The following is a 24,803-nucleotide window of genomic DNA, read 5'->3' as shown; positions in this document are numbered from 1 at the left end:
CGACCTCGCCTAATTCGCTATTCTGAACTCGTCGAGGCGATTGGAGACCATCCAATGAATAGTCTTAATAAGGCCTTGTTTGAAGCATACCTTACGAAAGCACCTAATTGGTGGTATGAGGATGAATGGAGGTATTTGCATGATACCCCAAGTGTTGAATATGAAGTTCCGGGTGAGTTGAAAGAGATAATATTTGGATGGAAAACCCCCGAGCATTTGATTGAAATCGTCAAAAAGGTCTCTCTTTTCGACGATGTGAAGTACTTCAGAATGCGGTTTGTCGATGGAAGTTTTGAAATGGAACGCTATGAAGATGATTCATAACCAGTCAAAGCAGAGGACCTCAGACCAAGTCTTCGACCTGTTTGGGAGGCTAGCGGGATAAATGAATTTAAATAAATCAACTAAAAACATAGCTGAGGTCGAAGCACGCGTATTTAAAGAACTTGCCTATAGCGCCGGCGCTCACCACGTCGTTCTGTATACGGGCCCTGAATTATCGGATAGTGCGGCATCAGCACTGCTGCGAAACAAATCATCAGATTCGACCTCATGAAGATTCTACCCGGCTGGCACAAATCACATTTCGAACCAATAATTACCCAATGAGTGCCTTCGACCATATCCTCCACCCCAGCCACTGCTTCTGCCAGGTTCCCGATGAGGATCTGCGCCCCTGGGTAGTCAAGCGCTACGTTGAGGGTTGCTCCACCCTGGAACTGCTGAATTCCACCGATGACCCTTACCACAAGGAGCTGATCAGCATCGTCGCCCTGCTCGACGTGGACGATGAGACGCTGCTGGAGATGATGGGCAATGTGCACCTGCCCCAGCACCACATCCTGCACTGTCGGGATAATGTCCGGCGGATTTTGGGGCTGGCAGATCCTTCCTGAAAACCCGGCCTCACTCGACACTGGCTGTGTCACAACGACTGTACTAAACTGGTCTCTCAATCTCAGCTCCCCTCGGCGCCACCTTTACTTTGCGGTGCCGCCACACAGGACAGGGACGATTTACGATAGGGAACAGGATGTTCGACTCGGTATTTATCCCCCACTAATTGACGTTATCGCCCCAAGGGCCTGAAGGATGACCGGCGCAGTGGCGCCCGGAAAATTTGACCGCTTCACACCGCTAACCACCAGGGAAAGGAGTATCCCATGACGCTCAAGGACAAGGACCCACTCGCGACCCGCACCGGGCCATCTTTCGGCTTTACCCTCATCCCGTCGCTCATCCACCACCTCAATCCGCTGGCGGTGGAGGGCGCGCCACCGCTGCCCGCCCCCGACACAATCGGCACCTTGCCCGCGGCGGACATTGCCACCCTCTACGCAATCACCCTGTTCCCGCAACAGAAGTGGTCCATCAGCGGCTACAACAGTCTCGACCAGACCCTGTACACCAACTTTATCAATTTCAAAACACAGCTTGTGCCCAGCTACTACACCGCCTACCAGCAGACCCTCGCCCTCTACAAGGTGCTGGTACAGGAACTGGGCGGTGCCGACAAAGCCATGGATTATCTCTATACCCCCAACCCGACCACGCCACCGCAGGATTGGGACGTGGCCAGGAACTGGGCCATCAAGGAGTTCCTGCTGCTGTTTGTGATCTCCGGCAATTTCCGCGCCTACGAATGGCTGAACTTCCCCGGCTGGATGGGCAGCGGCCCCTTCAACGACCCCAACCACCTGCCCTATCGAGGAATCAATTATGCCGAGTAACAGCGCAAACGTGATTATCATCGGTTCGGGCATCGCCGGCAGCCTGGTTGCCAATCTGCTGGTGAATTCGGGGGTGCAGGACATCGTTGTACTAGAGGCCGGATCCGATGTAGCCATGAAGGACCCGAGGACCTGGTTCGACCTCGTCACCACCGGCACGGACCCCTTTGGTCCGTTTTACGATAGCCAGCAGGACTTCAATTCCGCCGGCTACGACCCCTGGCAGATTGTCGGCGGGCGCATCTTTGGCCGCGGCGGTTCCACCCTGCACTGGGGCGGCTGGACCCCCCGCTTCATGCCCGAGGACTTTGCCCTGCAGTCAAACACCGGCATTGGCATCGACTGGCCCTACAGCTACGCGGACCTGGAACCCTACTACTGCACGGCCGAGCAGTACCTTGGTGTCGCCGGGGTCGCGCAGCAGGGACAGCGCGACTGGCGCAGCAAACCCTACCCCATGGCCGGGCCGACCCTGCCCCTCACCGCCAAGCCGATTGTCGAGTCTCTGCAGGCCTACGGTTACAACTTCGGCAATATGCCGGTGGCCAGGAACGCCGTGGCCTACAACGGCCAGCAGCAGTGCCGCACCACCGGCACCTGCCACTACTGCCCGATCGGCGCGCGCTTTACCGGCGACCAACCCCTCGACGGCCTGGCGACCAACCAGCAGGTCAAGCTGATCCTCAACGCCGCGGTCTCCAACATCGTTATGAGCAGCAAGACCACCGCGGCGGCGGTTGAATACCTGGACACCGCCAGCGGCGTCACCCGGCAGATATCCGCCAACGCCATCTTCCTGTGCGCCGGCGCCTTTGAAACCCCCAAACTGTTGCAACTGTCCACCAGCCTCTTCTGGCCCGCGGGCATCGGCAACGACAGCGACCTGGTGGGCCGCTACCTGGTGGCCAACCCCTACCTGTACTGCCGCGGCGGCGACAGCAGCAACCCGAAGCGACTGCAGCAGGAGCTGAACTTTCCCAACCTCGCCTCCCGGCAGTGGGACACCCCGGCGGAGCAGGCCCACGGCAAGTTCCTGCTGAACATGTCCTACGATGCGCCGATCGTGCACCCCGGCAGCCTGATGTACCAGGGACAAACCAGCGCCCAGATCATCCAGACCGTCACCGGCCCGTTCCAGTACGAATTGCAGGGTGCCCTGTCGCCGCTGCCCAGTTACAACAACCGGGTGTCCCCGGCCTCCGGCACCACCCGCTTCGGCCTGCCGCGCACCAGCTTCTTCACCCCCGACCCTCTGGTGCCGCCATCGACCATCGACCTGAACGTCCAGCGCATGACCACCCTGTACGAAAAAATCGGCTGGACCGTCAGCGGCGGCGGCGCCTACCCGCAGCGCGGTGACCACGCATCCTCCACCTGCCGCATGGCGCCCTCCGAGAGCGAGGGCGTGGTGGATGCGCAGATGAAAGTATTCGGCACCGACAACCTGTTTGTCGCCTCCAACGCGGCACTGCCCACCGTCGGCGCGGCCAACCTGACCCTCACCCTGGTGGCGGCCATCATGAAAGCCCTGGACGAAACCCTGGCCCGGAAACCGGCCTGGGCATAACGGAAGGAGAAAAATATGTCTGACTCAGTTGCGATCTACCTGCCGCTCAACAGCTACATCAGCGTACGCGGCTTTACCAACGCGGCGTTTCCACAGAGCGTCGCCATCGTCGATGAAAACGGCGGCAGCCACGAGATGTCCGGCAGCGGCGAACAGGACACCCCCATGCAGAACGGCAGCTACGGCTTCACCACCCCGTCCACTGCCAAAAACCCCGGTGGCTTCCAGGTCACCGTCACCGTCCAGTCGCAGCAGGGCGGCCAGTGGGTGCCCTCCCAGGTCACCAGCGGCAAAACCTCGTTGGCCTATTACAACCTGGTGCTGGTGGTGTCGGAAGATGGCGCGGATACGGACTGGAACGACGCAGTGGTGCAGTTCAGCTGGTGGACGACGCCCTGAAAATCCCCGCCGATCAGCCGACGTTTGTTATGACTAGCGGGGCAATGAACTGCCCCCCTTGCGGGGGCACCTCTTCAACCCGAAAATTGGTCAATTACAAATTCGCCGCCCCCGCACTGGAAGCCCTGCCGCCGCTGCTGAAGCAGTGACGGTTGACCCGGCACTGTTTTCATCGGAATTGAGGGTTGCCAGGTCGATAACACCAAGCAACCCAGCTCCCTCATGGGCCAGAGGAGTGGCGGCAAGAACATACCGAAATCCCCTCTTCGAACTCTGTAGCGACATAGCATGCCAGCGTTTTTAGCTGCCAGTCAGAAACTGCCCCGACAATCCCTCTTTCAGTTTCAACAAGTTGCCAATTTTTCAACAAAATCAGCTGGTTGAGCACCACACTCGATCCCCCGATAACTTGTTATTAGGGGTTGCCCCGATACTGGTGATTATGAGGCCAAAGGCCTTGTGAACAGCCGTTACAAGCCTGAATCAGGCCTTGTCAAAAACACAATAAAGGTATATTTTTTATACCATGAATTCATTTGAATACGACAGCAAAAAGAGCCTCTCCAATAAAGACAAGCACGATATAGACTTTGAAGAGGCTCAGGTTCTGTGGGAAGACCCTGACTTGCTTGAGGTTCAAGCTACATCAGAGGACGAGTCCCGATATCTAGTTATTGGTAAAATTGCCGACAAACACTGGTCTGCTGTCATAACCTATCGCAAAGGGAATATACGAATTATTTCTGTCAGGCGATCCAGAGAAACAGAGGTGGCTATCTATGAAAGCTAGAAATTTCGACAAAAAATTTGATGAAAACAAGTCCGATGTTGTCGGCGATCTTAATTTGTCTACTATCAAGCGCCCCAACCAAAAGCAAAAACGAGTCAATGTTGATTTTCCCACCTGGATGATAGAGTCCCTTGATAAAGAGGCCGCTCGTCTTGGCGTGACCCGTCAGTCAATTATTAAAGTTTGGCTCGCAGAGCGCTTAGAGCAGTCTGCTTTTAACAAACCAACGCGCTCGGACGCAGCCTAGCTGCGCAGATATTTGCGGCATTAGCCCACCGAGGAAGCATGATGAAAGCACTACACTACATCCCGCACCCCGCCCACTGCTGTTGCCAGATTCCGGATGAGTATCTCCGCCCTTGGCCTCTCCACCCTGGAATTGCCGCCCCCCCCCCTGCGAACAGGGGCTAATCAGCCCGGCTCGACGTAGACGATGACACCCTGTTGAAGATGCTGGGAAATATCCATTTTCCCCAGCATCACATGCTCCACTGCCGGGAAAATGTCCGGCCGATACAGGGGCTGATGAACGGCACTGCATCACCAGATAAGTAATTCATCGTCCATAACAATACCGCACAAACCCCTCCCCCGAGCCTGAGCTTAGAGGTAACCGATGTGCCCGGTCTCCGCCATAAAGTGGCGGTAGTCGCAGGTCAGCTCCTCGTCGGGATGAATATCCCGGGCCGCCCAGCCCACGCCCACATCGCTGAAGTCCACATTGGGGTCGCGGTTGTGGTTCATATACTTGCCCATGGTGGATTCGTAATACAGCAGCCCGCCCTTCTCCGGCTGGTAGAGGTGGACTTCCAGTTCCGCCTGGACGGAGGGCGGGAAGCGCTCGAATTCTGCCTCGCTGAAGGTCAGGTCAAACTGTGGGTGGTATTCCCACACCTTGGCGCCTTTTGGAATGAACGCCCGGGAAAACACACCCAGGCCGTGGATGGCACTTTTTTCGAGATAGGTGGGCACAATAATCATAGATTCCCTGCTGGCTGATACGGCGTTGCGTCCGCGATGAAATTTGCCAGATTCTGCACCCACAGGGAGGAACTTGAATACAGTCCGCCCGTGCAAATTTGCGGACGGCGATGGTGCCCGTTGATTACAAAAAAACACTGTCTAAAACCTGTCGACGAAACGGGCCCGGCACTAGGTTCCCCTGCGTTAAAACGCTAAGATGCTCCCCGTCACTTAACAACTAACAAGAACTGCGTTATGTATCTCGTCATCAAGAATGCCCACGTTACCTTTGCCCTGATCAGCATTGCCCTGTTTGTACTGCGCGCCACCTGGTCGGTGGTGGAATCGCCGAAACTGCAGCAAAAATGGGCGAAGATTGCCCCCCACGTTATCGACACACTCTTATTAGCTTGCGCGATCTACCTGATGATTGCCAGCGGCCAGTACCCGTTCGCCCAGGGCTGGCTAACCGCCAAACTGCTGGCACTGTTTGTCTATATCGGTGTGGGGACATTTGCGATCAAGCGCGGCAAAACGGCCGGCAGCCGGATGTTGTTCAGCCTGCTGGCCATTGCCACATTCTGCTATATCTTCGCGGTAGCGATCACTCACTCACCCTGGCTGTAAGCCAGGGCGGGAATGTTCTGATACTTGAATATTCCGGGACTTGAATATCCTGAGACTTGAATGTTCTGAGATTAAGCGCAATCAGGCTTTCGGCAGGGTAACGCCGGTCTGGCCCTGGTATTTGCCGCCGCGGTCGGCGTAGGAGACTTCGCAGACTTCGTCGGATTCGAAGAACAGCATCTGCGCCACGCCCTCGTTGGCGTAGATTTTCGCCGGCAGGCTGGTGGTGTTGGAGAATTCCAGGGTCACGTGCCCCTCCCACTCCGGCTCCAGCGGCGTGACGTTGACGATAATGCCGCAGCGGGCATAGGTGGATTTGCCCAGGCACACGGTGAGCACATTGCGCGGAATGCGGAAGTACTCGATGGTGCGGGCCAGGGCAAAGGAGTTGGGCGGAATGATGCAGTACTCGCCCTTGATATCCACAAAGGCATCGTTGTCGAAGTTCTTCGGGTCGACGGTCTTGGAGTGGATGTTGGTGAAAATCTTGAATTCATCCGCACAGCGCACATCGTAGCCGTAACTGGACACCCCGTAGGAAATCACCTTCTGGCCGTTGGGATCGGGCTGGCGAACCTGTCTGCCCTGGAACGGCTCGATCATGCCGTGCTGCTGGGCCATGCGGGTAATCCACTTATCGGATTTGATGCTCATAATCGATACTCGACATTAACGGCCCCTGGGGCCAATACAGATGAAAGTGGGCAATGATACCGGTTTGCTCCAGCCGGTCAAAGCCCTGCCAACGGGCGGGCAAACGCCCACCTATTCAATGATGATTTCAGGGGCGCCGGAGGCGTCACTGGCGGGCAACAGCGCCATGATGCGCCGGGCGATCTGGCGGTAACTGCCGGCGATCGCACCCTCGGGGTCGGAGACCACGCTGGGCGCGCCGCCGTCCACCTGCTCGCGGATACTGCGCTCCAGTGGCAGTGAGCCAAGCACTTCGGTACCGTATTCTTGCGCCACCTTCTGGCCGCCACCTTCACCGAAAATGTGTTCCAGGTGACCGCACTGGCTGCACTGATGCACGGCCATGTTTTCCACGATGCCCAGCACCGGGATCTTCACCTTGATAAACATCTCGATAGCCTTGCGGGCATCCAACAGCGCGATATCCTGGGGTGTGGTGACAATCACCGCACCGCTCACACGGGCCTGCTGTGCCAGCGTTAGTTGAATGTCGCCGGTGCCGGGGGGCATATCCACCACCAGGTAATCCAGCTCGCCCCACAGGGTCTGGTTGAGGAGCTGCATCAGCGCACCGGTGGCCATGGGGCCGCGCCACACCATCGGCGTCTGCTCGGTCACCAAATAGCCCATGGACATGGATTGAATGCCGTGGGCCTGCACCGGCAGGAAATATTTTTCCGCCCTGATCTGGGGTCGGGTGTCCTTCGGCACACCCAGCATCATCGGCACGCTGGGACCGTAGATATCGGCGTCGACAATGCCCACGCGATTGCCCTCGGCGGCCAGTGCCAGCGCCAGATTGATGGCGGTGGTGGACTTGCCCACGCCGCCCTTGCCGGAGGCGACGGCGACGATCTGCTTGACCGGCTCAAGGCCGTTTGGAACTGTGGCTTCCGCCATAAGCTATCCTCTTGACAACAGATGAAAAACCGGTCGAAAACCGGTATAGTTGCGCCCCTTTATCATCGCCCAACCGCAACTTTGACCACAGCAGCTGTAACCATGACTGAACGCCGAAAAATTCTCGTGACCAGTGCCCTGCCCTACGCCAATGGCTCGATCCATATGGGGCACCTGGTGGAATACATCCAGACAGATATCTGGGTGCGCTTCCAGAAAATGCGCGGCCACGAATGTTACTACGTCTGTGCCGATGATGCTCACGGTACTGCCATCATGTTGAAGGCGGAGCAACTGGGCATCTCCCCGGAGGAACTGATCGATCGGGTGCGCACCGAGCACCAGCGGGATTTCAGCGACTTCCTGATCCGCTTCGACAACTACCACTCCACCCACTCGGAGGAAAACCGCCACTTCGCCTCGCTGATTTACACCCGGCTGCGGGACCAGGGCCACATCGCCACCCGCGAGATCACCCAGGCCTTCGACCCGGAGAAAAACCTGTTCCTGGCGGACCGCTACATCAAGGGCACCTGCCCGAAGTGCAAGACCGAGGATCAGTACGGCGACAACTGCGAAGCCTGTGGTGCTACCTACGCCCCCACCGACCTGATCAACCCGGTGTCCGCCATTTCCGGCGCCACCCCGGTGGAGAAGGCCTCCACCCACTATTTCTTCAAGCTGCCGGATTTCACCGACTTCCTGAAGGCCTGGACCCGCGCCGGCCACGTCCAGGAAGAAGTGGCCAACAAGCTGGGCGAATGGCTGGACGCCGGCCTGCAGGAATGGGACATCAGCCGCGACGCGCCCTATTTCGGCTTCGAGATTCCCGATGCGCCGGGCAAGTATTTCTACGTGTGGCTGGACGCCCCGATCGGCTACATGGCCAGCTTCAAGAACCTCTGCGACCGCGAAGGCATCGACTTCGACGAGTTCTGGGGGGAGCACGCCGACACCGAGCTGTATCACTTTATCGGCAAGGATATCATCAACTTCCACGCCCTGTTTTGGCCCGCCATGCTGGCCAACGCCGGTTTCCGCACCCCCTCCGCGGTGTGCGTGCACGGCTTTTTAACCGTCAACGGCAAGAAGATGTCCAAATCCCGCGGCACCTTTATCAACGCCCGCAGCTACCTGGATCACCTCGATCCGGAATACCTGCGCTACTATTTTGCCGCCAAGCTGTCTGGCGGGGTGGACGACCTGGACCTGAACCTGGACGACTTTATCCAGCGGGTCAACAGCGACCTGGTGGGCAAGGTGGTGAATATCGCCAGCCGCTGCGCCAAATTTGTCAGCCAGGGCAACGACAACGTGCTGTCCGGCGAGATCGCCGATCCGGCCCTGTGGCAGCGGGTTGCCCTCGCCGGCGAGAGCATTGCCGACTATTATGAAAACCGTGAATTCGGTCGCGCCACTCGGGAAATCATGGCCCTGGCGGATGCCGCCAACGAATACATCGCCACCAAAGAGCCCTGGAAGCTGGCCAAGGAGGAGGGCCGAGAGCAGGAAGTCCAGGACATCTGCTCCCTCGGCATCAACCTGTTCCGCGCCCTGATGCTGTATCTCAAACCCGTGCTACCCGCCATGGCGGAAGCGGCAGAGGCCTTCCTCAACGACCAGCTGGTCTGGCAGGGCGAGATTCAGCCGCTGCTGAACCATCAGATCAATCTATTCAAGCCGCTGATGCAGCGGGTGGAGAAAGACAACGTGGACGCGATGCTGGACGCCAGCAAAGAGGCGCTGGCGGCAACGGTCGGCCAAGCGGCCAGCGGCCCGCTGGTGGATGAACCGCTGGCTGCCGAGATCGGTTTCGATGACTTTATCAAGGTGGACCTGCGGGTGGCGCGCATCGTCAAGGCCCAGCCGGTGGAGGGCGCCGACAAGCTGTTGCAGCTGACCCTGGATATCGGCGGCGAGACCCGCAACGTGTTCTCCGGCATCAAATCGGCCTACAAGGCCGAGGACCTGGAGGGCCGCCTCACCGTGATGGTGGCCAATCTGGCGCCGCGCAAGATGCGCTTTGGCTTGTCGGAGGGTATGGTGCTGGCCGCGGGCGATGACCAGGGCATCTACCTGCTGTCGCCGGATAGCGGCGCCCAGCCCGGTCAGCGGATTACCTGACCGACCAGCAGAGTACTTGACTGCTTTACTGAGTCTTTATCACGAAATGCTATGGCTTATGGCCAAATAAACTAACCGGCTCAGGGTTTTATACTTATTAGCCGGAATACTGTGCCGCTATAATGGTTGATCCAACGAGACAGACGATATGCAGGAATTTGCCGTCATTCTGATCAGCGCCATCCTGGTGAACAACTTTGTTCTGGTCCAGTTCCTTGGCCTGTGCCCGTTTATGGGCGTCTCGAACAAGCTGGAAACCGCCATCGGCATGGCCGGCGCCACCACCTTCGTACTGACTCTGGCGGCCCTGTCCAGCTATATGGTCAACAGCTGGATTCTGGTGCCGCTGAAGCTGGAATACCTGAAAACCATTTCCTTTATTCTGGTGATTGCCGTAGTGGTGCAGTTCACCAAGATGTTTATCGAGAAGAGCAGCCCGTTGCTGTACCGGGTACTGGGGGTCTTCCTGCCACTGATCACCACCAACTGCGCGGTGCTGGGGGTAGCCCTGCAGAATACCGCCAAGGCCCACAACCTGCTGCAATCCACCCTTTACGGTTTCGGTGCGGCGCTGGGCTTTTCCCTGGTACTGATCCTGTTTTCCGCCATGCGCGAACGACTGGCCGTGGCAGATGTGCCGACACCTTTCAAAGGTGCGGCCATTGGCATGATGACCGCCGGCCTGATGTCCCTGGCCTTTATGGGCTTCAGCGGACTGGTCTAGGGGCGGAAAACACGTGTACGACCTGATGATTCAACACCCGTTGATTGCGGCACTGGTAGCACTGGTGGGACTCGCGCTGGTGTTCGGCGCCGTGCTGGGCTTTGCCGCCATCAAATTCCACATCGAGGGCGACCCGATTGTCGAGCAGATCGACAAGCTGCTGCCACAGACCCAATGCGGTCAATGTGGCTACCCCGGCTGCCGCCCCTACGCCCAGGCCATTGCCAACGGCGACGCCATCAACAAATGTCCGCCCGGTGGCCAGTCCACCATCAACGCCCTGGCGGAACTCCTCAATGTGGAAGCGCCCGCGCTGGACCAGGAACACGGCGTCGAAAGCGACGTCAAGAAAGTCGCCTTTATCCGTGAGGCGGAATGCATTGGTTGCACCAAATGTATCCAGGCCTGCCCGGTGGATGCCATCCTCGGCGCCGCCAAACAGATGCACACCATCATCGCCAGTGAATGCACCGGCTGTGATCTCTGTGTTGACCCCTGCCCGGTGGATTGTATCGATATGATTCCCGTGCCCCAGGGGCTCGCCGACTGGAAATGGGAGCAACCGCCCTCCAGCGCGGAGCAGGTCAAGTCGCTGCGGCCCGGCAATATCATCGCCACTGATCGCGGAGAACAGGCCGCATGAGAAAAATCTGGGACCTGGTCGGCGGCGTTCACCCCCCCGAGAACAAACACCAGTCGGTGCAGCTGCCCATTGGCCACCTGCCCCTGCCGGACAAGCTGGTAATCCCCCTCAACCAGCACATCGGCGCGCCGCCGAAACTGCTGGTCAATGCGGGCGACCAGGTACTCAAGGGACAGCCGCTGGCCGAACCGCACGGCATGGTCAGCGTTGGCGTACACGCGCCCACCTCCGGCACCATCACCGATATCAGTGATTATCCGATTCCCCACCCCTCCGGCATGTCGGCGCGTTGTATCACCCTGCTCCCGGACAACCGGGACCAGTGGATCGACCACGCCGGGGTGGCGGACTTCCGCAGCTACAGCCCGGCCAAGCTGCTGGAACTCATTCGCGAAGCCGGCATTGCCGGCCTCGGCGGCGCAGGTTTTCCCTCCGCGGTGAAACTGTCTGCCCGCAAGCCGATCAGCACCCTGATCATCAACAGCACCGAGTGCGAGCCCTATATCACTGCCGACGACATGCTGATGCGCGAACATCCCCAGGAGATTGTCGCCGGCATCCAGATTCTCGCCTACCTGCTCGGCGAGCCCGAAGAAATACTGATCGGCATCGAGGACAACAAACCGGAAGCCTACGAGGCCTTGCAGCCCTGGCTGCAGGGCACCAACATTGAACTGGTGGAGTTTCCCACCCGCTACCCGTCCGGCGGCGAAAAACAGCTGATTCAGATTCTCACCGGCAAGGAAGTGCCCAGCGGCGGCCTGCCGGCGGACATCGGCATCGTCTGCCAGAACGTCGGCACCACCTATGCAATCCAGCGGGCCGTCTGTCACGGCGAACCGCTGATTTCGCGGGTGACCACGGTAACCGGTCGCGCCTGCACCATCAACCGCAATTACCAGGCCCTGATCGGCACCTCGATCAGCCACCTGTTGAAGCACAACGGTTACGATCCGCAGCACTGCGCACGGCTGATCATGGGCGGTCCGATGATGGGCTTTACCCTCACCAGCACCGACGTGCCGGTGATCAAGACCACCAACTGCATTCTGGCCCCTTCCAGGGAGGAACTGCCGGCGCCGCCACCGGCGCAGCCCTGTATCCGCTGCGGCATGTGTGCCGAGGCCTGCCCGGCCAGCCTGTTACCGCAACAGTTGTTCTGGTACGCCCAGTCCCAGAACCATGAGCGGCTGGAAGCCCACAATCTGTTCGACTGCATCGAGTGCGGCGCCTGTTCCTACGTCTGCCCCAGCAATATCCCGCTGGTGCAGTACTACCGCGCCGCCAAGGGCGAGATTCGCAAACAGGCCCAGGAAAAAATCAAATCCGACCGCGCCCGCGCCCGTTTCGAATTCCAGCAGGCCCGCAAGGAGAAAGAAGAGGCAGAAAAAGCCGCCAAACGCGAAGCGCGCAAACAGGCGGCAGAGCAGGCTCGGGCGCTGGCGGCGGATAAACCCGGCACCGCGCCCGGTCCCGACGACATCGTCAAAGCGGCAATGGCCCGCGCGGCGGAGCAGAAAGCCTCTCCCGAGGAACAGCGCGCCCGGCTGGAGCGGGGCGTGGCCCGCGCCGAAAGCCACCTGCAAACCGTGGAGCAGCGGCTGCAAAGCATCCAGCGGGAAGGCAATGGGCAGCAGATTGAGCAGGCCAGGGCCGCGCGGGAAGATGCCCGCCTGCGCCTCGAGGACAGCCGGCACAAACTGACGGAGCTGGGCACCACCAGCGAAGTGATGGAGCGGGTGCAGGCCAGCCCCCGTGCAGCGCTGGAGAAGAAAGTTGCCAGCCTCCGGGAGCGCATTACCGTCACCGAGCAGAAAATTGCCGAGGCCGATGACGACAACCTGAAAGCGGCACTGCAAAGTGGCCTGGCGAAACAGCTCACCAAATTGCAGGAGGCTGAACAACAGCTGTCCGAAGCACCGGAAACGGCACCGGCCACCCCTGCCGCCACCAGCGATGCCGCCGCCGCGGCCATCGCCAGAGCCCAGGCGCGCGCCGCCGCCATGGGCAGCCTGTCGGAAGCGGACAAGTTGCGGGAGTCGATCATCTCCCTGGAAGGGCGCATCGAGAAAGCCAAGGCGAAACTGGACGAGGCGAAAGCCAGCGAATCCGAACACGTGGATGCCCTGCAGACGGGCCTCGACAAACTACAGCAGAAACTGCTGACTGAGCGGGAGAAGTGCGCCGCCTTTGCGGGACAGGCTCAGGCTCCCTGTGCACCCCGGCAACAGCCGGCAGCACAACCTGTTGCCGAGCCACCGCCCCGGGATGCCGCCTCCGCCGCCATTGCCCGCGCCCAGGCGCGCGCCACAGAACTGGCCAATATGTCCGAGCAGGACAAATTGCGGGAAACGGTCTCATCCCTGCACTCCCGACTGCACAAAGCCCGCGTGAAATTGCGCGAAGCCGAGGCGGAAGGCTCAGAACATGTGGACGCCCTGCGCACCGCAGCGGAAAAACTGCAAACCAAACTGGCCGCTGCGGAACAGCAGTTGGCCGAGTACCACTCCTGACCGGACACAGCCATGGCGTTGTTGAAACTTACTTCACCCCACGCCCACGCGGCCCAGAACACTGCCGCGGTGATGCGCCTGGTGCTGTTGGCAACCCTCCCCGGTCTGCTGGCGCTGACAGCCTTCTTCGGTTGGGGCTCGCTGATCAACATCCTGATTGCCGCCACCGTGGCGGTGAGCCTCGAAGCCCTGGTGATGAGGCTGCGCCAACGGCCGCTGATGTTTTACCTGGGGGATTACAGCGCGCTGGTCACAGCGGTGCTGTTGGGCCTGGCCCTGCCGCCCCTGGCGCCCTGGTGGGTGGTGGTGATCGGCAGCAGTTTTGCCATCCTGATCGCCAAGCACCTGTATGGCGGACTCGGCTACAATCCGTTCAACCCGGCCATGGTGGGTTACGTGGTGCTGTTGATTTCCTTCCCGGTACAGATGACCGCCTGGCCCGCACCCCTGCCGCTGTACCCCGAGGGCGTGACCGCGCCCGGCTTCTGGGAATCCCTGCAGATTGTCTTTCCGCTGCTCAGCCCGGAACAGGTGGATGCCGTGACGGCCGCCACGCCGCTGGACACCTTCAAACACAACAGCGGCCTGCTGGTAGCCCAGCTCTACCAGCAAACCCCGCTGTTCAGCCGCGCCCACTGGGCGGGATTGGGCTGGGAATGGGTCAACCTGGCGTTCCTGGCCGGAGGCTGTTTGCTGTTGGCCCGCCGGGTATTCACCTGGCATGCGCCAGTGGCCATGCTTACCAGCCTGGGACTCTGCGCAGCGCTGTTTTATGACAGCGGCAGCTCCGCCAGCCACGGTTCGCCACTGATGCATCTGCTCTCCGGCGGCACCATGTTGGGCGCCTTCTTCATCGTCACCGATCCGGTCACGTCTGCCACCAGCAACCGCGGTCGGCTGATTTACGGGGCACTGATCGGCATCCTGACCTTCATTATTCGCAGCTGGGGCAGTTATCCGGATGCCGTGGCCTTCTCGGTGTTGCTGATGAATTTCGCCGCACCACTGATCGACAACTACACGCTGCCGCGCACCTACGGTCATCAAAAACCGCGCCGCGCCACCGAGAAGAAGGAATAACTATGGCCAGGCTCGGAAAATCCGTCGGTTTCAACAGCCTGGTACTGGGTGCTTTCGCACTCATTACCGCGGCCTTGCTGGCCAGCACCTACCTGGGCACCAAAGATCGCATTGCCGAGGCACAGCGGGAAGTGGCCAAGCGCGCACTGCTGGAAATCGTACCCATGGATCGCCACACCAATGATCTGCTGCTGGACACGGTGTCGGTACCCGCCAACTACTGGCACACCCTCGGGGTTGAGGGCGGCGAGGTCAATATTGCCCGCCAGGGCGATGAACCGGTGGCGGTCATTATCCCGGCGGTGGCCCCCGACGGCTACAGTGGCGATATCCAGTTAATTATCGGCATCAACATCGACGGCAGCCTGGCCGGGGTGCGGGTTGTCTCCCACCACGAAACACCCGGACTGGGCGACAAGGTGGAGATTAAAAAGAGCGATTGGCTGCTCGGTTTCAACGGCAAATCACTGACCGACCCCACCGCGGAGCTGTGGAAAGTCAAGAAAGACAAGGGTGCATTTGACCAGTTTACCGGTGCCACCATCACACCGCGGGCCGTGGTCAAACAGGTCTACAAGACATTGAAGTACTACAATGAAGACCGCGAGCGCCTGTTGAAGGCCGCCCGCCAACAGCCCACCATCAATCATCAGGCAAGTGAGGACAGCGAACATGGCTGATATCCGTTACCGGGAAATCGCCCACAACGGCCTGTGGAAAAACAACCCCGCACTGGTGCAACTGCTGGGGCTCTGTCCGCTGCTGGCTGTGACCGGTTCGGTGGTCAACGCCCTGGGCCTCGGCCTCGCCACCATGCTGGTACTCACCGCCTCCAACACCGCCATTTCCATGATTCGCAACCATGTGTCAGAGGCCGTCAAAATACCGGCTTTTGTGATGATTATCGCGACCTTTACCACCTGTACCGAATTGCTGATGCAGGCATTCACCTATGAGCTGTATACCATTCTGGGTATTTTTATTCCGCTGATCGTCACCAACTGCATTATCCTCGGTCGCGCCGAGGCCTTCGCCAGCAAAAACCCGGTGGTGACATCCGCCCTGGATGGTTTGATGATGGGCAGCGGCTTTGGCCTGGTACTGCTGCTGATCGGCATCATTCGTGAAATTCTCGGCAATGGCACCCTGTTCGCCAACATGCACCTGCTGTTTGGTCCCATGGCGGAGAACTGGACCCTGCACCTGTTCGGCGAGGGCTACGGCTTCCTGATCGCCGTGCTGCCGCCCGGTGCCTTTCTGGTCGCGGGCATGTTGATTGCCCTGAAAAACATTATCGACAAACGCATTGACGACCGCCGCGCCGCACAACAGGCACCGGTGATCACCGGTGCCAAGCGTGTGCGCACCACCGGCGCGATCAGCTAATCCTGAATCCCGTCACAAAGCCCGCCCTTTATCTGCCCGCAGCGCCACCACCGCCATCGGTGGCGTTGACTCGCCGTGATCCACTTAATAGCATGGATCCCCAAGCCGTTGATTGAACCACCGAGGAACTGATGAAAAAATCCGGAGCATGGCTCACCTGTTATGCACTTGAGCAGATTGGTGTCAGCCGCGTTTTCGGCATTCCCGGGGCCCACACTGCGCAGATCTACCAGGAGCTGGAGCACTTCCCCAGTATCACCCCCCACCTGGTCACCCATGAGGTGGCGGCGGCCTTTATGGCTGATGCCATCAGCCGCACCACCGAGCATATCGGCACCCTGCTGGTGGTACCCGGTGCGGGCATCACCCACGCCGCCAGCGGTATCGGTGAGGCATTCCTCGCCGGCGTACCCCTGCTGGTTATCGCCGGGGGCATTGAGCGGAATCCGAAACACCATTTTCAGGTTCAGGACATCGACCACCAGGCCCTGCTGAAACCGATTACCAAAGCCACCTATCTGGTGGAGCGAGTCACGGATATTGTGCCCACCCTTTACGAGGCCTACCGCACCGCCGTCGAGGGAGAGCCGGGGCCGGTGTTTGTGGAAATCCCCGTGCAACTGCAATCGGTAGCGGTGGAGCAGGGCTCGGTTTCTTTCTTCCACGGCCACCCCGTCCTGCCGCCTCTCGACATGGCGAGCATTGAAGCGGCCGCCCAGATGTTGTTAAACGCCAAGCGGCCGGGGTTACTGGTCGGCTGGGGCGCGCGCTACGCCAGTGAAGCACTGCAGGCCCTGTCCTCGCGCCTGGGCGCACCGGTGGCCACCACCCTGCAGGGGCTGAGCGTCTTCCCCGCCAACCACCCACTGCACACCGGCATGGGCTTCGGCCCCTCCGCGGTGCCCGCCGCCCAGCACGCCTTTGCCGATTGCGACTGCCTGCTCGCCATTGCCACACGGTTTTCCGAGATCGCCACCGGCCACTATGGGATGAACCCTCCCGCCAACCTGATCCACGCGGATATCAACCCCCGGGTATTCAACGCCAACTACCCGGCGGCCCTGACCCTGCAGGGGGATGCCACCGCAATTGCCGTTGCGCTGCTGGAGAAGGTGACCGAGCTGAAACCCCAGCCCGCCGACAGCACGCTGCTGGCCAACCGCATTGCGTTTGACAAGCAGGACTACCGCAACAGCTGGCTGAAACTCCACGGCACCAGGGTCAACCCGGCGCGCTTCTTTGCGGCACTGCGCAAACGGTTGCCGGAGGACGCGCTGCTGGCCTGCGATGAAGGCAACCATACGTTCCTCGCCGCGGAATTGTTTCCGCTCTATTCCGGCGGGGTGTTCATCTCCCCCAGCGATTTCAATGCCATGGGGTACTGTGTCCCGGCAACCAACGCCCTGAAACTGGCCCACCCGACCAGGACCACCGTGGGCATCGTCGGTGACGGCACGATGATGATGAGTGGCATGGAGGCGATTACCGCCAGCAAATACCAGCTCGGCGTGGTCTATTGCCTGTTCAACGACGGCCAGCTGTCCCAGCCGGGCCAACAGCGCCCCTACCGCCGCGGCGCCATGACCAAGCTGGGCGAGGCCGACTGGATTTCCTTTGCCCATGCCGTCGGCTGCGAATATGTCGCCATTGAGGATAACCAGGAAATCGACGCCGGCCTCGACACCGCCCTGACCCTGGCCAGCCGGCACCAGCCGGTGCTGCTGGATGTGCACATCGACTACAGCCGCCGCAGCGCCTTCAGCGAGGGCTTGCTGAAAACCCGGCAGAAGCAATTCGGCCGTTCCCCGCGAGCCGGCTGGCTGGCCCGCACCCTGAAAGAGAAAATCATGGGCTGAGGGAGAACATCACCCGCATCAGTGACCGGGTGAATCCCGACAGCAAACCCTGTTAAGCTTCCCGGCCATGGCCATAACAACAATGCCCAGCCCTCGCTTCAAACACTTGCTCGGCCAGTTCCGCCTGCTGGCACTGCTCGGCGGGCCACTGCTGGCCGCGCTGGTGTTCTGGCTGGTGCCCGACCGGGCCCCCGGCCTGAATGACAGCGAAGTGATACTGGGCACAGCCGGTCGCCTCACCGCGGCACTGGCTGTGTGGATGGCGCTGTGGTGGCTCACCGAAGCGGTGTCCATTTACGCCACCGCACTGCTGCCGCTGGCGCTGTTGCCACTGGGTGGCGCCTCCGATATCAACAGCACCGCCCAGGCCTATGCCCACCCGCTGATCTTCCTGTTTCTGGGTGGTTTTATCCTGGCGCTGGCACTGGAGAAATGGCGGCTGCACCGCCGCTTTGCCCTGGCGGTACTGCGCCTGGTGGGCACCAAACCCGCCACCCTGGTGGGCGGCTTCATGTTTGTCTCGGCGTCCCTCAGTATGTGGATCACCAACACCGCCACCACCCTGGTGATGCTGCCGATCCTGATGAGCATCATCCAGCTGCTGGACAAGGATGCCCCCAACCGCGAAAACTTCAGTCTCTGCCTGCTGCTGGGGGTGGCCTACGCCGCCTCCATCGGCGGTATCGGCACCATTGTCGGCACGGTGCCCAACATGTTTACCGTGTCCTTTATCGAGCGCGAACTGGGCACCGAAATCAGCTTCGTCCGCTGGATGACACTGGGACTGCCGGTGGTGGTTTTGTTCATACCCATTGCCTGGTGGCTGCTAACCCACTGGATATACCCCCCCGGCGAGAAGGCCATCGACGGCGCTATTCTCAACGAACCGCCGGAACCCTGGACGCTGGGCGCCAAACTGACCCTGGCGATTTTCCTGCTCACCGCGGCCTGCTGGATCGGCAGGCCGCTGCTCGCCAAACTGCCCGGGCTGGCGGGCATCAGTGACACCGGCATCGCCATTATTGCCGCGCTGCTGCTGTTCACCCTGCCGGTCAACCTGAGGCAGCGGGAATTTCTGATCGACTGGGACACCGCCCTGAAACTGCCCTGGGGCATCCTGTTGCTGTTCGGCGGCGGCCTCGCCCTGGCGGGAGCCATTCGCAGCACCGGTGTCGGCGAGCTGCTGGCCGCCCAATTGGCGGGGGCACACGATGCCCCGCCGCTGGTACTGACCCTGCTGGTGGTGACACTGATCATTTTTCTCACCGAGCTGACCAGCAACACCGCCACCACCACCGCGCTGGTACCGATCTTTGCGGTGATGGCGGAGGGCCTGGGTATCGACCCGCTGCCCATCATTATTCCCGCCACCATCGCCGCCAGCTGCGCCTTCATGCTGCCGGTGGCCACGCCGCCCAATGCTATTGTGTTCGGCTCCAACCTGATCCGCATCCCGCAAATGGCGCGGGCCGGCTTGTGGCTCAATATCACCGGTATCCTGCTGATTAGCCTGGTTTTACATCTGCTGCTGGGGTTCCTCCCCGGCAGCCAACACTGAGGAGCGCAACCGGCCATGCAGATCTGGGTAGATGCGGACGCCTGTCCCAACCCCATCAAGGAGATCCTGTTTCGCGCCGCCCAGCGCTGCCTGGTGCCCCTGACCCTGGTGGCCAACCACAGCATTCGGATCCCCCCCTCACCGCTGATCAAATTCCGCCAGGTGGAAAGCGGTTTTGATGTCGCCGACAACCTCATCGCCCAGCAGGCGGTGGCGGGCGATATCGTGGTCACCGGGGATATCCCGCTGGCGGCGCAAGTGGTGGAAAAAGGTGCCCAGGTCATCAGCCCCCGGGGGGAACATTTCACCCCCGCCAATATTCGCCAGCGTTTGGCCATGCGCAATCTGATGGAAGAGCTGCGCAACACGGGCGAAATTCGCGGTGGTCCCGCCAGCCTGGGCAATGCCGAGCGACAGCAGTTTGCCAATGTGCTCGACCGCCTGCTGGCCGCCCGCCCAAAGTAATCGCCAACGAGAAAAATCCTTTATTCTTCAGGGCGATACGCGTATACTTTCGCCCCTCATTTGATCCGGCCTCCGGCCATACAGGCTCCCCTATGTCTTCCCCCGATTTTTCATCACTGGGCATTGCCAGTCCGGTGTTGCAAGCTGTTCAGGAACTCGGTTACGAACAGCCCTCCCCCATCCAGGCACAAAGCATCCCGATACTACTGGAAGGCGCCAACCTGCTCGGCGTCGCCCAAACCGGCACCGGTAAAACCGCCGCCTTCGCACTGCCATTGCTGAGCAATCTGGACGGCAAGCAATCTGCGCCGCAAATCCTGGTGCTGACCCCGACCCGGGAGCTGGCCATCCAGGTGGCCGAGGCATTCCAGACCTACGCCCGCCACATCAAGGGCTTCCACGTGCTGCCCATCTACGGCGGCCAGGATATGCGTGGCCAGCTGCGCGGTTTGCAGCGGGGCGCACAGGTCATTGTCGGCACCCCCGGACGCATTCTCGATCACCTGCGCCGCCGCAGCCTGGACCTCAGCAAACTGCGCGCACTGGTGCTGGACGAAGCCGACGAAATGTTGCGCATGGGCTTTATCGACGATGTGGAAACCATCCTCTCCGAGACCCCCAAGAGCTGTCAGCGGGCACTGTTTTCCGCCACCATGCCAGCGGCCATTCGCCGGGTGGTATCGAAATACCTGGGCGATGCCAAGGAAGTCAGCATCGCCTCGAAGACCCGCACCGTGGAGCGCATCAGCCAGCGCTACCTGATGGTGCATGGACGCCACAAGATGGATGCCCTGACCCGCATCCTCGAAGTGGAAGAGTTTGACGGCATGCTCATCTTCGTGCGCACCAAATCGGCCACGGTGGAAGTGGCAGAGAAGCTGGAAGCGCGGGGATTTTCCGCGGCGGCACTCAACGGCGATCTCAGCCAGGCACTGCGCGAGCGCACTGTCAACCGCCTCAAAAAAGGCGATGTGGATATCGTGGTCGCTACCGACGTGGCGGCCCGCGGCCTCGACGTGGAACGCATCAGCCATGTGGTCAACTTCGACATCCCTTACGACAATGAAGCCTATGTACACCGCATTGGCCGCACCGGTCGCGCCGGCCGCGAAGGCCAGGCCATCCTGTTTGTGGCCCCGAAAGAGCGTCGGCTGCTGCGTTCCATTGAACAGTCAACCGGCCAGGCCATCTCCTCCATGGAACTGCCCACCGGCGAGCAGGTGAGCAACCAACGGGTGGAGCAGTTCCAGCAGCGCATTGTGCAGCACCTGGAAACCGAAGACCTGGATGTGTTCCGCGAGCTGCTGGAAAAGCTGGCCCACGACCGCGAACTGTCCATGTCGGATATTGCCGCGGTGCTGGCCTGGCAACTGCAGCAGGAACGCCCGCTGTTCCCGAAACTGGCGCATATCGAGACCGGCGACCGCGAGCGCAGCGCGGGCCGCGACAAGCCCTTCCGCGAACGCGAACCCCGTGAGCCCCGCAGCCGGGAGGCGAGAGAACCTCGCAGTCGCGAGGCCAGGGAGCCCCGCGAGCGTCCGGAAAAACGTGCGGAGCGGCCTGAACGCCCTGAGCGCAGCGCTGAAAACCGCAAGCAGCGCGATGAGTTCGGCGAGTTCGGCATGCTCACCTACCGCATGGAAGTGGGTAAAAACCAGGGTGTCAGCCCCGGTGATATCGTCGGCGCCATCGCCAATGAGGCGGATATCGAGAGCCGCTACATCGGCCACATCAAGCTCTATGATGACTACAGCACCGTGGATTTGCCGGAAGGCATGCCCAAGGAGCTTTTCGATCACCTGAAAAACAAGGTGCGGGTCTGCCAGCACCCGATGCGACTGAGCCTGCTGGGTGACGAGCAGGGCCATACCCCACCCGCCGGCAAAGGCAAGGGCCCGAGCAAACGTCCGCTCAAAAGCCCCGCCAAAGCCAAGACCTTTGCCAAGTCGAAGGCTGAACCGCGGGGAAGCTCGGAGCACAAACCGAAGAAAAAGCGTCCCTAAACCGACGCGGCACTAAAAACCGGACCCCTGGGTCCGGTTTTTTAATGGGGGAATGGCACACCTGTCCGGGCCGGACGTTCAGGCTCAGGCCGAAACCCCCTTGTAGGGCAGCATCAGCACGTTGGATACTTTCCAGCTCAGGTCGTCCTGCCGCTCAAGGGTATAGATGATCTGCCACAGTTGTCGCCGGTCGTCGGTGACCAGCAGCTCCTGCAGGACCTCCCCGGCATCCAGGGAACTGCGCCCAAAGATATAGGAGACCGGGCGGTAGAGTGGCATGTAGTCCCTACGCACCATGGAAATAAAGGTGTCTTCAGTGGGGAACACTTTCCTGACACTGGGCGCGGCGAAAGAATACGCCGATTGATAATCATCGGCGCGGAAGGCAGAAATCTGGCTATTGATCACCCACTGCACCGCCTGGCGATCCGCATCCGGCAAGGGCGTCTCCGCCGCTGCCGCCCATGGCACACAGGCTACCAGGGCGGCCAGGAGCCACCACCGGGTTTGCTGCAGAAAACCCTCACAGACCACGCTCTCGCCCTCGCTTCGATTCAGACTGCGATTCAACCACTGATACTTGGATATTCGGTTGACTGGATCAGTTCAATCGAGCCAAACCACTGCTGTTTGCCCGATTTTCCCGCCGACAGCTAATCAGTGCCCGGCTCAGAGCGGCTGCTCCGCGGGAAAACCCCGACAGCGCCCCTCCCAGGCCTGCCCCGCGACATCCATACCTATGGTTATAGCACTTAACCTACTGTTCCGGCGGGAAAGGGATCGGCGGGATTAGCGGCCCGGCCCCTCGGCAAAAAAAAAATCCCGGTCGAAGCCGGGTCGTTATCACGAGGGTTAACTGGTTTACAGCGCCAGGCGGCGGATATCGCTTAATACCTCCACCAGGAAGGTGAAAAAGCGACCGCAGTCGGCGCCGTTGATGACGCGGTGGTCATAGGAGACACTCAGCGGCAGCATCAGCTTTGGTGCAAATTCACTGCCGTTCCAAACCGGTTTTATCTGGGATTTTGAAACCCCCAGGATTGCCACTTCCGGGGCGTTGACGATGGGGGTAAAGCCGTTGCCGCCGATGGCGCCCAGGCTGGAGATGGTGAAGCAGCCGCCCTGCATGTCGGCGGCGGTGAGTTTGCCATCGCGGGCCTTGGCGGCCAGCTCATTGGCTTCCGCTGCCAGTTGCCACAAGCCCTTCTGGTCGACGTTGCGAATCACCGGCACCACCAGTCCGCGCGGGGTATCCACCGCCAAGCCGATATGAATGTATTTTTTCTGTACAAAGTGCTCGCCATCGGCGGTGATGGAGCGATTGAATTCCGGATTGGCCGCCAGCGCATGGGCGCAGGCCTTGAGCAGGAATGGCAGCGGCGTCAGCCTGGAGCCACGTTTTTCCGCCTCAGCCTTGAGGGAATTGCGGAAACTTTCCAGCTCGGTGATATCCGCGTCATCAAACTGGGTGACATGGGGCACATTGAGCCAGCTGCGCTGCATATTGGCGGCGGTGAGCTTGTGAATTTTCTGCAGCGGGATCATCTCGATCTCACCGAACTTGCTGAAATCCACATCCGGCACCGGCGGAATACCGGCGCCACTTGTAGCAGTTGCAGAGGAAGATTCCGCCTTCGCCACCGCTTGCTTAACATAATTGTGCAGATCTTCCTTGAGAATGCGGCCCCGCGGGCCACTGCCGCTGACCCTGTGCAGATCCACACCCAGCTCCCGGGCCAGTGCCCGCGAGGCCGGGCCGGCGTAGACATCCCCGGCGGAAATGATCTGCTGGGCCACTGCAGGCTCCGCTACTGGCGGGGCCTGTGACGGGGTCGCAGGCGCGGCAACGGGCGCGACCGGTAGCGCAGCGGCCGGGATTGCCTGCTGCACAGCGGTGGTTTTCATGCGGGCAATGCGGTCGCCGGTGGACACCTTGTCGCCCACCTTGACCAGCACCTCCAGCAACTCGCCGTCGAAGGGCGCAGGCAGTTCCATAGTGGCCTTATCCGTTTCCACCACCAGAATGCCATCACCTTCAGCTAACTGGGCACCCAACTCAGCCGCGATTTCAATCACTTCTACGGCATCGGCACCGCCGGTATCGGGCACCAGCACATCCTGCTCCACAACAGCTCCCGTCGGCGCAGAAGCAGACGATTCTGCCACCACAGTCTCAGCCGCCGCAGTTGGTTCATTCACAGGGGCCGGACTTTCAGCGGCGCCGGAGGTGACTAGCACAGCGATGGCATCGCCGCTGGTAATCTTGTCGCCGACCTTGACCAACAGCTCTTTTACCCGACCACCAAATGCGGCGGGCACTTCCATCGTGGCCTTGTCCGTTTCCACCACCACCAGGCCATCGCCCTCGGCGATTTCATCACCGACGGCGACGGACAGCTCGATGATTTCCAACGGCTCTTCGGTACCGGTGTCCGGCACCCGGGCTGTTTGCTCGGTGGCTGTGCTCGCCACGTTGGCAGCGGCGACCGGAGCACTGCCAACGGCCGCCGGCTCATTATTCGTGTCGGGTTCAACCGCAGGGGACCCGACTTCGGTATCAGTGGCTGCCATTTCAATCTCGACGATCGGCGAACCTTCGCTGACTTTGTCGCCGGTCTTGACCAGCAGCCTTTTAATCACCCCCGCCCGGGTGCTGGGCACGTCCATGGTGGCCTTGTCTGACTCCAGCACAATCAGGGATTGTTCCAGCTCGACCCGGTCGCCCGGCGCCACACACAGCTCGATCACTTCTACGGTCTCGGCTCCGCCGAGGTCGGGTACT

Annotated in this window: 24 protein-coding genes; 19 read left to right on the top strand and 5 right to left on the bottom strand. The window is 60.5% G+C overall.

All coding sequences use genetic code 11. From position 1 onward, the window contains the following. From ABY948_RS03990 to brnA, 7 genes are all read left to right on the top strand, one after another. Positions 1 to 324 (top strand): hypothetical protein (locus ABY948_RS03990; RefSeq protein ID WP_461481224.1); only part of this gene is annotated, 324 nt, incomplete at its 5' end. Between the two features lie 281 nt (positions 325 to 605). Next, the gene (locus ABY948_RS03985) at positions 606 to 896 is read left to right on the top strand and encodes a hypothetical protein (RefSeq protein WP_461481223.1); all 291 of its coding nucleotides are present in this window, start codon (positions 606 to 608) and stop codon (positions 894 to 896) included. Between the two features lie 267 nt (positions 897 to 1,163). After that, positions 1,164 to 1,730, top strand: coding sequence for a hypothetical protein (locus ABY948_RS03980; RefSeq protein WP_461481222.1), 567 nt, complete (start codon positions 1,164 to 1,166; stop codon positions 1,728 to 1,730). Continuing rightward, entirely contained in the window at positions 1,720 to 3,297 is a 1,578-nt protein-coding gene (locus ABY948_RS03975; protein ID WP_461481221.1) for a GMC oxidoreductase, read from the top strand. Before ABY948_RS03980 ends, ABY948_RS03975 begins: the two co-directional genes overlap by 11 nt. A 15-nt stretch (positions 3,298 to 3,312) precedes the next feature. Then, positions 3,313 to 3,696 carry a fucose-binding lectin II gene (locus ABY948_RS03970; protein WP_461481220.1) on the top strand — a complete coding sequence of 128 codons (384 nt, stop codon included), beginning with the start codon at positions 3,313 to 3,315 and terminating at the stop codon, positions 3,694 to 3,696. 526 nt (positions 3,697 to 4,222) lie between these two features. Then, positions 4,223 to 4,486 (top strand): BrnT family toxin, encoded by a 264-nt coding sequence (locus ABY948_RS03965; RefSeq protein ID WP_461481219.1) that lies wholly within the window; start codon positions 4,223 to 4,225, stop codon positions 4,484 to 4,486. Then, positions 4,476 to 4,733 (top strand): type II toxin-antitoxin system BrnA family antitoxin, encoded by a 258-nt coding sequence (gene brnA / locus ABY948_RS03960; RefSeq protein ID WP_461481218.1) that lies wholly within the window; start codon positions 4,476 to 4,478, stop codon positions 4,731 to 4,733. Before ABY948_RS03965 ends, brnA begins: the two co-directional genes overlap by 11 nt. Positions 4,734 to 5,089: 356 nt before the next feature. On the opposite strand, the gene ABY948_RS03955 is transcribed toward brnA, so the two are convergent. After that, complete coding sequence (locus tag ABY948_RS03955) at positions 5,090 to 5,467, bottom strand: SET domain-containing protein (RefSeq protein ID WP_461481217.1); 378 nt, start codon at positions 5,465 to 5,467, stop codon at positions 5,090 to 5,092. A 237-nt stretch (positions 5,468 to 5,704) separates the two neighbouring features. On the opposite strand from ABY948_RS03955, the gene ABY948_RS03950 reads away from it, so the two are divergent. Then, positions 5,705 to 6,076: a SirB2 family protein gene (locus ABY948_RS03950; protein WP_461481216.1), complete on the top strand. Its 372-nt coding sequence runs from the start codon at positions 5,705 to 5,707 to the stop codon at positions 6,074 to 6,076. A gap of 81 nt (positions 6,077 to 6,157) precedes the next feature. Here ABY948_RS03950 and dcd read toward each other — a convergent pair whose 3' ends face one another. Together dcd and apbC are read right to left on the bottom strand one after the other, a co-directional pair. Then, positions 6,158 to 6,730 carry a dCTP deaminase gene (gene dcd, locus ABY948_RS03945; protein ID WP_461481215.1) on the bottom strand — a complete coding sequence of 191 codons (573 nt, stop codon included), beginning with the start codon at positions 6,728 to 6,730 and terminating at the stop codon, positions 6,158 to 6,160. A 111-nt stretch (positions 6,731 to 6,841) separates the two neighbouring features. Beyond that, a complete protein-coding gene (apbC, locus tag ABY948_RS03940; RefSeq protein WP_461481214.1) occupies positions 6,842 to 7,669 on the bottom strand; it encodes an iron-sulfur cluster carrier protein ApbC in 828 nt (275 codons plus the stop codon). Between the two features lie 102 nt (positions 7,670 to 7,771). On the opposite strand from apbC, the gene metG reads away from it, so the two are divergent. The 11 genes from metG (at position 7,772) to ABY948_RS03885 (ending at position 22,021) form a co-directional block, all read left to right on the top strand. Further along, entirely contained in the window at positions 7,772 to 9,793 is a 2,022-nt protein-coding gene (metG, locus tag ABY948_RS03935) for a methionine--tRNA ligase (protein WP_461481213.1), read from the top strand. 148 nt (positions 9,794 to 9,941) lie between these two features. Then, complete coding sequence (gene rsxA / locus ABY948_RS03930) at positions 9,942 to 10,517, top strand: electron transport complex subunit RsxA (protein ID WP_461481212.1); 576 nt, start codon at positions 9,942 to 9,944, stop codon at positions 10,515 to 10,517. 25 nt (positions 10,518 to 10,542) lie between these two features. Next, positions 10,543 to 11,160, top strand: coding sequence for an electron transport complex subunit RsxB (gene rsxB / locus ABY948_RS03925; RefSeq protein WP_461481225.1), 618 nt, complete (start codon positions 10,543 to 10,545; stop codon positions 11,158 to 11,160). Next, positions 11,157 to 13,673 (top strand): electron transport complex subunit RsxC, encoded by a 2,517-nt coding sequence (gene rsxC / locus ABY948_RS03920; protein WP_461481211.1) that lies wholly within the window; start codon positions 11,157 to 11,159, stop codon positions 13,671 to 13,673. The genes rsxB and rsxC overlap by 4 nt, the downstream gene beginning before the upstream one ends. 12 nt (positions 13,674 to 13,685) lie before the next feature. Continuing rightward, entirely contained in the window at positions 13,686 to 14,753 is a 1,068-nt protein-coding gene (gene rsxD, locus ABY948_RS03915; RefSeq protein WP_461481210.1) for an electron transport complex subunit RsxD, read from the top strand. 2 nt (positions 14,754 to 14,755) lie between these two features. Further along, positions 14,756 to 15,433, top strand: coding sequence for an electron transport complex subunit RsxG (rsxG, locus tag ABY948_RS03910; RefSeq protein WP_461481209.1), 678 nt, complete (start codon positions 14,756 to 14,758; stop codon positions 15,431 to 15,433). Then, positions 15,426 to 16,139, top strand: coding sequence for an electron transport complex subunit E (locus tag ABY948_RS03905; RefSeq protein WP_461481208.1), 714 nt, complete (start codon positions 15,426 to 15,428; stop codon positions 16,137 to 16,139). The genes rsxG and ABY948_RS03905 overlap by 8 nt, the downstream gene beginning before the upstream one ends. Before the next feature lie 131 nt (positions 16,140 to 16,270). Beyond that, a complete protein-coding gene (locus ABY948_RS03900) occupies positions 16,271 to 17,995 on the top strand; it encodes a thiamine pyrophosphate-binding protein (protein WP_461481207.1) in 1,725 nt (574 codons plus the stop codon). Between the two features lie 67 nt (positions 17,996 to 18,062). Beyond that, complete coding sequence (locus ABY948_RS03895) at positions 18,063 to 19,553, top strand: SLC13 family permease (RefSeq protein ID WP_461481206.1); 1,491 nt, start codon at positions 18,063 to 18,065, stop codon at positions 19,551 to 19,553. A gap of 15 nt (positions 19,554 to 19,568) precedes the next feature. Next, the gene (locus tag ABY948_RS03890) at positions 19,569 to 20,018 is read left to right on the top strand and encodes a YaiI/YqxD family protein (protein ID WP_461481205.1); all 450 of its coding nucleotides are present in this window, start codon (positions 19,569 to 19,571) and stop codon (positions 20,016 to 20,018) included. Positions 20,019 to 20,110: 92 nt separating this feature from the next. Next, positions 20,111 to 22,021, top strand: coding sequence for a DEAD/DEAH box helicase (locus ABY948_RS03885; protein ID WP_461481204.1), 1,911 nt, complete (start codon positions 20,111 to 20,113; stop codon positions 22,019 to 22,021). Between the two features lie 84 nt (positions 22,022 to 22,105). On the opposite strand, the gene ABY948_RS03880 is transcribed toward ABY948_RS03885, so the two are convergent. Both ABY948_RS03880 and aceF read right to left on the bottom strand, forming a co-directional pair. Next, the gene (locus ABY948_RS03880) at positions 22,106 to 22,591 is read right to left on the bottom strand and encodes a DUF4864 domain-containing protein (RefSeq protein WP_461481203.1); all 486 of its coding nucleotides are present in this window, start codon (positions 22,589 to 22,591) and stop codon (positions 22,106 to 22,108) included. A gap of 291 nt (positions 22,592 to 22,882) precedes the next feature. Then, positions 22,883 to 24,803, bottom strand: a 1,921-nt coding sequence (gene aceF / locus ABY948_RS03875) for a dihydrolipoyllysine-residue acetyltransferase (protein WP_461481202.1), incomplete at its 5' end; no start/stop codon positions are given.

The organism is Porticoccus sp., from assembly GCF_041592135.1.
In the GTDB taxonomy this organism is placed as follows: Bacteria; Pseudomonadota; Gammaproteobacteria; order Pseudomonadales; family Porticoccaceae; genus Porticoccus.
This window is presented reverse-complemented; position numbering and strand designations above follow the sequence as displayed.

Coding starts and splice junctions, on each gene's coding strand:
- apbC (WP_461481214.1), bottom strand. CDS start 7,669: ATGGCGGAAGCCACAGTTCCAAACGGCCTTGAGCCGGTCAAGCAGATC.
- ABY948_RS03890 (WP_461481205.1), top strand. CDS start 19,569: ATGCAGATCTGGGTAGATGCGGACGCCTGTCCCAACCCCATCAAGGAG.
- ABY948_RS03900 (WP_461481207.1), top strand. CDS start 16,271: ATGAAAAAATCCGGAGCATGGCTCACCTGTTATGCACTTGAGCAGATT.
- ABY948_RS03980 (WP_461481222.1), top strand. CDS start 1,164: ATGACGCTCAAGGACAAGGACCCACTCGCGACCCGCACCGGGCCATCT.
- ABY948_RS03895 (WP_461481206.1), top strand. CDS start 18,063: ATGGCCATAACAACAATGCCCAGCCCTCGCTTCAAACACTTGCTCGGC.
- ABY948_RS03950 (WP_461481216.1), top strand. CDS start 5,705: ATGTATCTCGTCATCAAGAATGCCCACGTTACCTTTGCCCTGATCAGC.
- rsxA (WP_461481212.1), top strand. CDS start 9,942: ATGCAGGAATTTGCCGTCATTCTGATCAGCGCCATCCTGGTGAACAAC.
- ABY948_RS03965 (WP_461481219.1), top strand. CDS start 4,223: ATGAATTCATTTGAATACGACAGCAAAAAGAGCCTCTCCAATAAAGAC.
- rsxC (WP_461481211.1), top strand. CDS start 11,157: ATGAGAAAAATCTGGGACCTGGTCGGCGGCGTTCACCCCCCCGAGAAC.
- ABY948_RS03955 (WP_461481217.1), bottom strand. CDS start 5,467: ATGATTATTGTGCCCACCTATCTCGAAAAAAGTGCCATCCACGGCCTG.
- ABY948_RS03885 (WP_461481204.1), top strand. CDS start 20,111: ATGTCTTCCCCCGATTTTTCATCACTGGGCATTGCCAGTCCGGTGTTG.
- rsxG (WP_461481209.1), top strand. CDS start 14,756: ATGGCCAGGCTCGGAAAATCCGTCGGTTTCAACAGCCTGGTACTGGGT.
- ABY948_RS03905 (WP_461481208.1), top strand. CDS start 15,426: ATGGCTGATATCCGTTACCGGGAAATCGCCCACAACGGCCTGTGGAAA.
- rsxD (WP_461481210.1), top strand. CDS start 13,686: ATGGCGTTGTTGAAACTTACTTCACCCCACGCCCACGCGGCCCAGAAC.
- ABY948_RS03975 (WP_461481221.1), top strand. CDS start 1,720: ATGCCGAGTAACAGCGCAAACGTGATTATCATCGGTTCGGGCATCGCC.
- ABY948_RS03985 (WP_461481223.1), top strand. CDS start 606: ATGAGTGCCTTCGACCATATCCTCCACCCCAGCCACTGCTTCTGCCAG.
- brnA (WP_461481218.1), top strand. CDS start 4,476: ATGAAAGCTAGAAATTTCGACAAAAAATTTGATGAAAACAAGTCCGAT.
- dcd (WP_461481215.1), bottom strand. CDS start 6,730: ATGAGCATCAAATCCGATAAGTGGATTACCCGCATGGCCCAGCAGCAC.
- metG (WP_461481213.1), top strand. CDS start 7,772: ATGACTGAACGCCGAAAAATTCTCGTGACCAGTGCCCTGCCCTACGCC.
- rsxB (WP_461481225.1), top strand. CDS start 10,543: ATGATTCAACACCCGTTGATTGCGGCACTGGTAGCACTGGTGGGACTC.
- ABY948_RS03970 (WP_461481220.1), top strand. CDS start 3,313: ATGTCTGACTCAGTTGCGATCTACCTGCCGCTCAACAGCTACATCAGC.